5 protein-coding genes are annotated in these 5,226 nt (G+C 57.7%); all 5 read left to right on the forward strand.

Going from position 1 to position 5,226, the window contains the following annotated elements; all coding sequences use genetic code 11:
• Nucleotides 1–214 precede the first annotated feature (214 nt).
• Nucleotides 215–364 (forward strand): hypothetical protein, encoded by a 150-nt coding sequence (locus AC2FNU_RS23845; protein WP_496793704.1) that lies wholly within the window; start codon nucleotides 215–217, stop codon nucleotides 362–364.
• A 47-nt stretch (nucleotides 365–411) separates the two neighbouring features.
• Nucleotides 412–1,866, forward strand: coding sequence for a hypothetical protein (locus tag AC2FNU_RS23850; protein WP_496793707.1), 1,455 nt, complete (start codon nucleotides 412–414; stop codon nucleotides 1,864–1,866).
• Nucleotides 1,866–2,888, forward strand: a complete 1,023-nt coding sequence (locus tag AC2FNU_RS23855; RefSeq protein ID WP_496793711.1) for a glycosyltransferase family 2 protein — start codon at nucleotides 1,866–1,868, stop codon at nucleotides 2,886–2,888. The genes AC2FNU_RS23850 and AC2FNU_RS23855 overlap by 1 nt, the downstream gene beginning before the upstream one ends.
• Nucleotides 2,889–3,413: 525 nt before the next feature.
• Nucleotides 3,414–4,913 (forward strand): NAD(P)/FAD-dependent oxidoreductase, encoded by a 1,500-nt coding sequence (locus AC2FNU_RS23860; protein ID WP_480802231.1) that lies wholly within the window; start codon nucleotides 3,414–3,416, stop codon nucleotides 4,911–4,913.
• 165 nt (nucleotides 4,914–5,078) lie between these two features.
• A partial coding sequence (locus AC2FNU_RS23865) for a PepSY domain-containing protein (RefSeq protein ID WP_496793715.1) occupies nucleotides 5,079–5,226 on the forward strand: 148 nt, incomplete at its 3' end.

Here is a 5,226-nt window from a genome sequence, read left to right on the forward strand (position 1 = left end):
CATCAACTGAGGAAAAAGCGCGAAATTATAGGGCTTTTGTATTTGTTCTTCGTTGCGCGGAAAACTTCGTGTAGCTTTGGCAAGGTGATATTCTGAGTATGGGCGTTCAACTCTGCAGTCCGGATATATTCTTTATCCATTGTTACGCCTGATCGATTTTAAAAAACGCCAGTACCGGATGATGTGGTCTGGCGCATAGCTGCTGAGACCGCTGATGGACGCGTCTGATTTTTATCCTGATTATTTTTTCGATGGCAAATATGCGACCCCCAGCGTGCGCCTGCAGGGCGGGCAGCAAACTCTCAAGCCCTGTATCTGGCTGATGACCCCGGCAGCGTCCCACGACGTTGTGGCTTGGAAGTGACCTCGAAAAGCATAACAGGCCCGCCGCGTTGGTTCGGGGGGCTGCTGTTGCTGGCCGCAACAGTCATCGCCTGCCTGACCGTGCTGACCATCAATCGCGGCCCTCTCGTCTATTTCGATACCGGCAGTTATTTCCGGCAGGGCAATATTGCCTTGTCCATGATCCTGCCTGCGCCTGCACCACAGGATGGGATCGCCGCGCAATCCCCGGGTGCGGCGGCGGGAAAGGATGATGATGAAACCGCGGGCGGGTCACGTTCAATCGTATATGCCTTGCTGGTGGCCGCATTCTGGCGCGTGGATGCATTGGGTGGGGTTGCGGTCGTTCAGCTGGCGCTGCTGTTGCTGGCCGTCTGGCTGGCAATGCGGTTGCTTGAACGCAGCGCCCCCACAGGGCGCACGCCTATTGTGCTGATCACCCTGCCCCTATTGGCGGCTGCGACAACGTCACTGCCCTTTTATGTGGCTTATATCATGCCCGATATTTTCACATCGGTCATGTTGATCCTTATTGCCGCGGTGGTCGCATCGGGCCGACAGACCCAGATTGGCGAAGTGCTGGCCATATTTGCGCTTGGCCTTTTTGCGGTCGTCCTGCACCCATCGCATCTGGGTATCGCGGTTTTGATGTTCCCCCTGACCGTACTGGCCGCTGTGTTGCGCATCGGACAGGGCCGCTGGCTTGCAGTCGGGTTCATGATTTTCCTGTCCGGCCTTGCCGTGGCAGAGCGCAAGGCGTTCGAGGTGGCCGTTGAAACCGCCACCCAGAAAGAGGTGGTTTATACGCCTCACATAACAGCCAGGCTGATCGTGGATGGCCCTGGAATGGCATATCTAAATGACGTGTGCCCATCATCCGAGTTGGCGACATGTGCGCTGCACGAAGCCCTGTCCTGGTCCGATGACCCCTATCGTCTGACCGCTTCGCATATCATTTTTGAGCGCTCCGAGAGCCTTGGCTCGTTCCGCCTGATGACGGCAGAAGATCAGCAGGCTGTTGCCTTTGAGCAGCGCGATTTTTTCCTGCGCGTTCTGGCGGCACGCCCCATTGGCACCGTTTTGGCGCTGGCGGGCAACGCCACCGAGCAGTTGCTGACCAACAGCGTCGTGATGACCATCCCGAATGACGTGGTGGTCAGCAATGTAAAATCATTGTCCGGGTTGCCGGAAGGCCAGTTCGACGTTTTGGATGACACCATACTGACCCCGGATCAGGGCTGGATCGGGCCACTGGATACGGTTCATGCGGTGATCTACCTGATCTCTGCCGTCATAGTGGTTGGCCTGATTATCTGGCCCGGGCAGGTGGCCACACCCTTCAGGGTCTTTGCACTGTTTCTGCTGCTTGGAATTGCGGTCAACGCACTGGTCTGCGGAGGGGTGTCACAGCCTGCCCCCCGATACGGTGCCCGCGTGATGTGGCTGTTGCCTTTTGCGGCCACCCTGCTTCTTCTTGTCCGGCGCCCCAGGGCGCTGCGCTCCGTTTCCGCTGAGGATCCATGATGTCCAACCCGTCTCTTTCCATCACTGTGGTCATGCCCGCTTATAACGCCGAACATCTGCTGCCCCGTGTCCTGCCGCCCCTTCTTGATATGCTGAAGGCTGATCAGGTGCAGCAGGTTCTGGTGGTGGACGACCAATCCCCCGACGGCACCGCGACGCTGGCGCGCGACATGGGCGCAACCGTTCTGACCACGCCTGTCAACGGCGGTCCCGGCGCGGCCCGCAATCTGGCCGCACAGCACGCCACGGGCGATATCCTGTGGTTTGTGGATTCTGATGTCATCGCCTGGCCGGACGGGCCCGAACATATTCGCCGGGCGATGTCCGAAGACAATGTCGGCGCCGTGTTCGGATCTTATGACGATGCCCCGGATGGGCAGGCCTGGTTTTCACGCTACAAGAACCTTTTGCACCGCTATCACCATCAGCGTGCCCGCCGCGAGGCGCGCACCTTCTGGGCCGGGTGTGGTGCCATCCGGCGCGACGTGTTTCTTGAAGTCGGTGGCTTTGATGTCAAAACCTATGAGGTCCCATCGATCGAGGACATCGAGCTGGGCTACCGGATCGCGGCCACCGGCCGTCGTATCCTGGTCGAGCCGCAATTGCAGGGCAAACATCTGAAAGTATGGACCATTCGCAACAGCCTGAGCACGGATATCTTCTGCCGCGCCCTGCCCTGGGCCCGGCTGATGATCTCGCGCGAGGGGCTGACAGATGACCTGAACACCTCGATGGCCGAGCGGGCGCGGGCCGCGATTGCGGGGCTGTTGCTGCTGTCGCTTCTGGCTTTGCCGTTCTGGCCGGGGACCTGGCCCCTGCCCTTGCTGTTGCTGGCAGCGGCCTTTGTCGCCAATCTGGATCTGGTGCGTGCCATGGCCGGACATGGCGGGCCGTGGTTTGCATTCAAATGCCTGCTCTACCATCAGGTCTATTACGTCTATTCCGCCACCGTCTATGTCTGGTGCCTGTTCGAATATCACGTGCTGGGGCAGAAGCAGAAGCTGCGCGTCACACGCGGATAGATGCATTTGATCTTGCCCCGCCAAGGTCGCCGGTGGCCGAGTCGGTTCAGGCCGGTTTGCGGGACTTACGCGCATATTTTTGCACAATGGGCGCAATGCCGCAGAATTGTTGAAAGAACGTGCATTGCCTCTCGGCGTTGGCTTGTGATTTCTGCATGGCACACTGCGATCTGGCCCAGGTACGGGGGGCGACGCATCTCAGAACAGCGGCAGGCCGAGCCCGCGAAATAAAAGGGTTTGCTCTACGCCTTGCTGTCTTTCTTTATATTTTCAAGGGCTTGTTATACCGCTAACATAGCCAGGCGCGCTCGTCTCAAACGACCACGGCCTCCATCCCGAACCCGGGCCTGACCACCCCCGCCCGGCGGATCGTTTGCAGGCGTTCTCGCGCCAGCTCTGGTTGGGCGGAACCTGTTTTAAAACGTCTGCGCATTAATTTCGGCGGGGCACAGGAATTTGTTGTGAAAGCGGGGGAACCTCCTGTAGTTTGAAGGCAGAAATTTGTGTGTGACATTTAGTGTGGGTATGAGTGATTTGACCAAAGATACAATTCCAGTCGTCGTCATTGGCGGAGGCCCCGCTGGCCTGACCGCAGCATACGAACTCCAGAAGCTGAGCGATAAGCATGTGCCGCAGGTCTACGAATCCTCGGACATGGTCGGAGGCATCTCGCGTACCGAAACCCATAATGGGTATCGTTTCGACATTGGTGGGCATCGGTTCTTCACCAAGGTGCAGGAAGTCGAAGACATGTGGCACGAGGTGATGGGCACGGATTTCATTACCGTGCAGCGCCTGAGCCGCATTTTCTATCGTGACAAGTTCTACGATTACCCGCTGCGCATCTTCAACGCGCTGGGAAATATCGGCCCCTACGAGACGTATAAGATCATTGGCAGCTTCGTTAAGTGGAAACTGCGCCCCCGACCGCAGGAAGACACGTTTGAAGACTGGGTCGTCAACCGCTTTGGTGGACGTCTCTATATGCACTTCTTCCACAGCTACACCAAAAAGGTCTGGGGTATTCCGCCCTCTGAAATCCGTGCCGACTGGGCTGCGCAGCGGATCAAGAATCTGTCGCTGCCCAAAGCGGTCTGGAACGCGATTTCGGGGGCCAATGATACGGCCAGCCTGATCGAGGAATTCCAGTATCCCCGTCTGGGCCCCGGCATGATGTGGGAAAAGACCCGCGATCTGATCCGGGAAAAAGGCGGTAGCGTTGAAACCCATTCCGAAGTGACCCAGGTCAACCGGGACGGCAACCGCGTGACCTCGATTGACGTGCGCCACTGGAATGAAGACGGCGAGAAATGGACCGAGCGCGTCGAGGGCGAAGAATTCATCAACTCGATGGCCGTGCGCGATCTGATCCATGCCTTTGATCCGCCGCCGCCGCCCGAGGTGATCGAAGCCGCGGACCGTCTGCGGTATCGTGACTTCCTGATCGTGACCCTGATCCTGGATCACGCGGATCCGTTCCCGGACAACTGGATTTATATTCACAGCCCGAAGGTGAAAGTGGGCCGGATTCAGAACTTCCGGGCCTGGTCGGCAGAAATGCTGCCGGATCAGAATACCTCGTCCATCGGGATGGAGTATTTCTGCCAGAAAGGCGACGGGCTGTGGTCTTCGTCTGACCAAGAGCTCAAAGAACTGGCCAGCACGGAACTTGAAAAGCTGAACCTGGCAAATGCTGACACGGTCGTCGATTATTCAGTGATCCGGCAGCCCAAAGCCTATCCGGTCTATGATGGTGAATACAAAGAAGCCCTGGATACGGTCAGCGACTGGCTGAAAACGCTCGAAAATTTCCAGACCGTCGGGCGCAACGGGCTGCACCGTTACAACAATCAGGATCACTCGATGCTGTCGGCCATGTATGCGGCGCGCAATATCATGGGCGAAGACAATGACGTCTGGAACGTCAATGTCGAACGGTCCTATCACGAGGAATTCGAAGCCAAGCCCGAAAAGAAACGCGCGGCAAACGCGCAGCTCAAGAAAAAGGGCGCTGTCCTCGAATGATCAAAGGGCGGGGGCGATTGACCATATCGCCCCGCCAGGCTCATCTGATGAACAGACGGGTCATCATCCTTGATCTTTTCGGGGTCGCTTTGCCCGGCGTTCTTGCGCCGTTGGCCAGCGTCCCGTTTAATGCTCCGTAAATTGATCTGACGGCCCGGTATTTGAATGAATCGCAAGTTGCGCAATCTCTTGTTCACGCTGCACACCTGGCTGGGTCTGCATTTTGCGATCTTTTTCTTTTTTCTGTTTCTGACCGGATCGCTGCTTGTGGTCGGGGTCGAGCTGGAATCGGTCGGTCGCCCCGCCGTCTGGA

The sequence above is a fragment of the Ruegeria sp. BHSB064 genome, assembly GCF_059613205.1.

What these genes read in the sequence shown, in the direction of transcription:
- AC2FNU_RS23860 (WP_480802231.1), top strand. Translation starts at nt 3,414, where the DNA reads ATGAGTGATTTGACCAAAGATACAATTCCAGTCGTCGTCATTGGCGGA.
- AC2FNU_RS23845 (WP_496793704.1), top strand. Translation starts at nt 215, where the DNA reads ATGGACGCGTCTGATTTTTATCCTGATTATTTTTTCGATGGCAAATAT.
- AC2FNU_RS23855 (WP_496793711.1), top strand. Translation starts at nt 1,866, where the DNA reads ATGTCCAACCCGTCTCTTTCCATCACTGTGGTCATGCCCGCTTATAAC.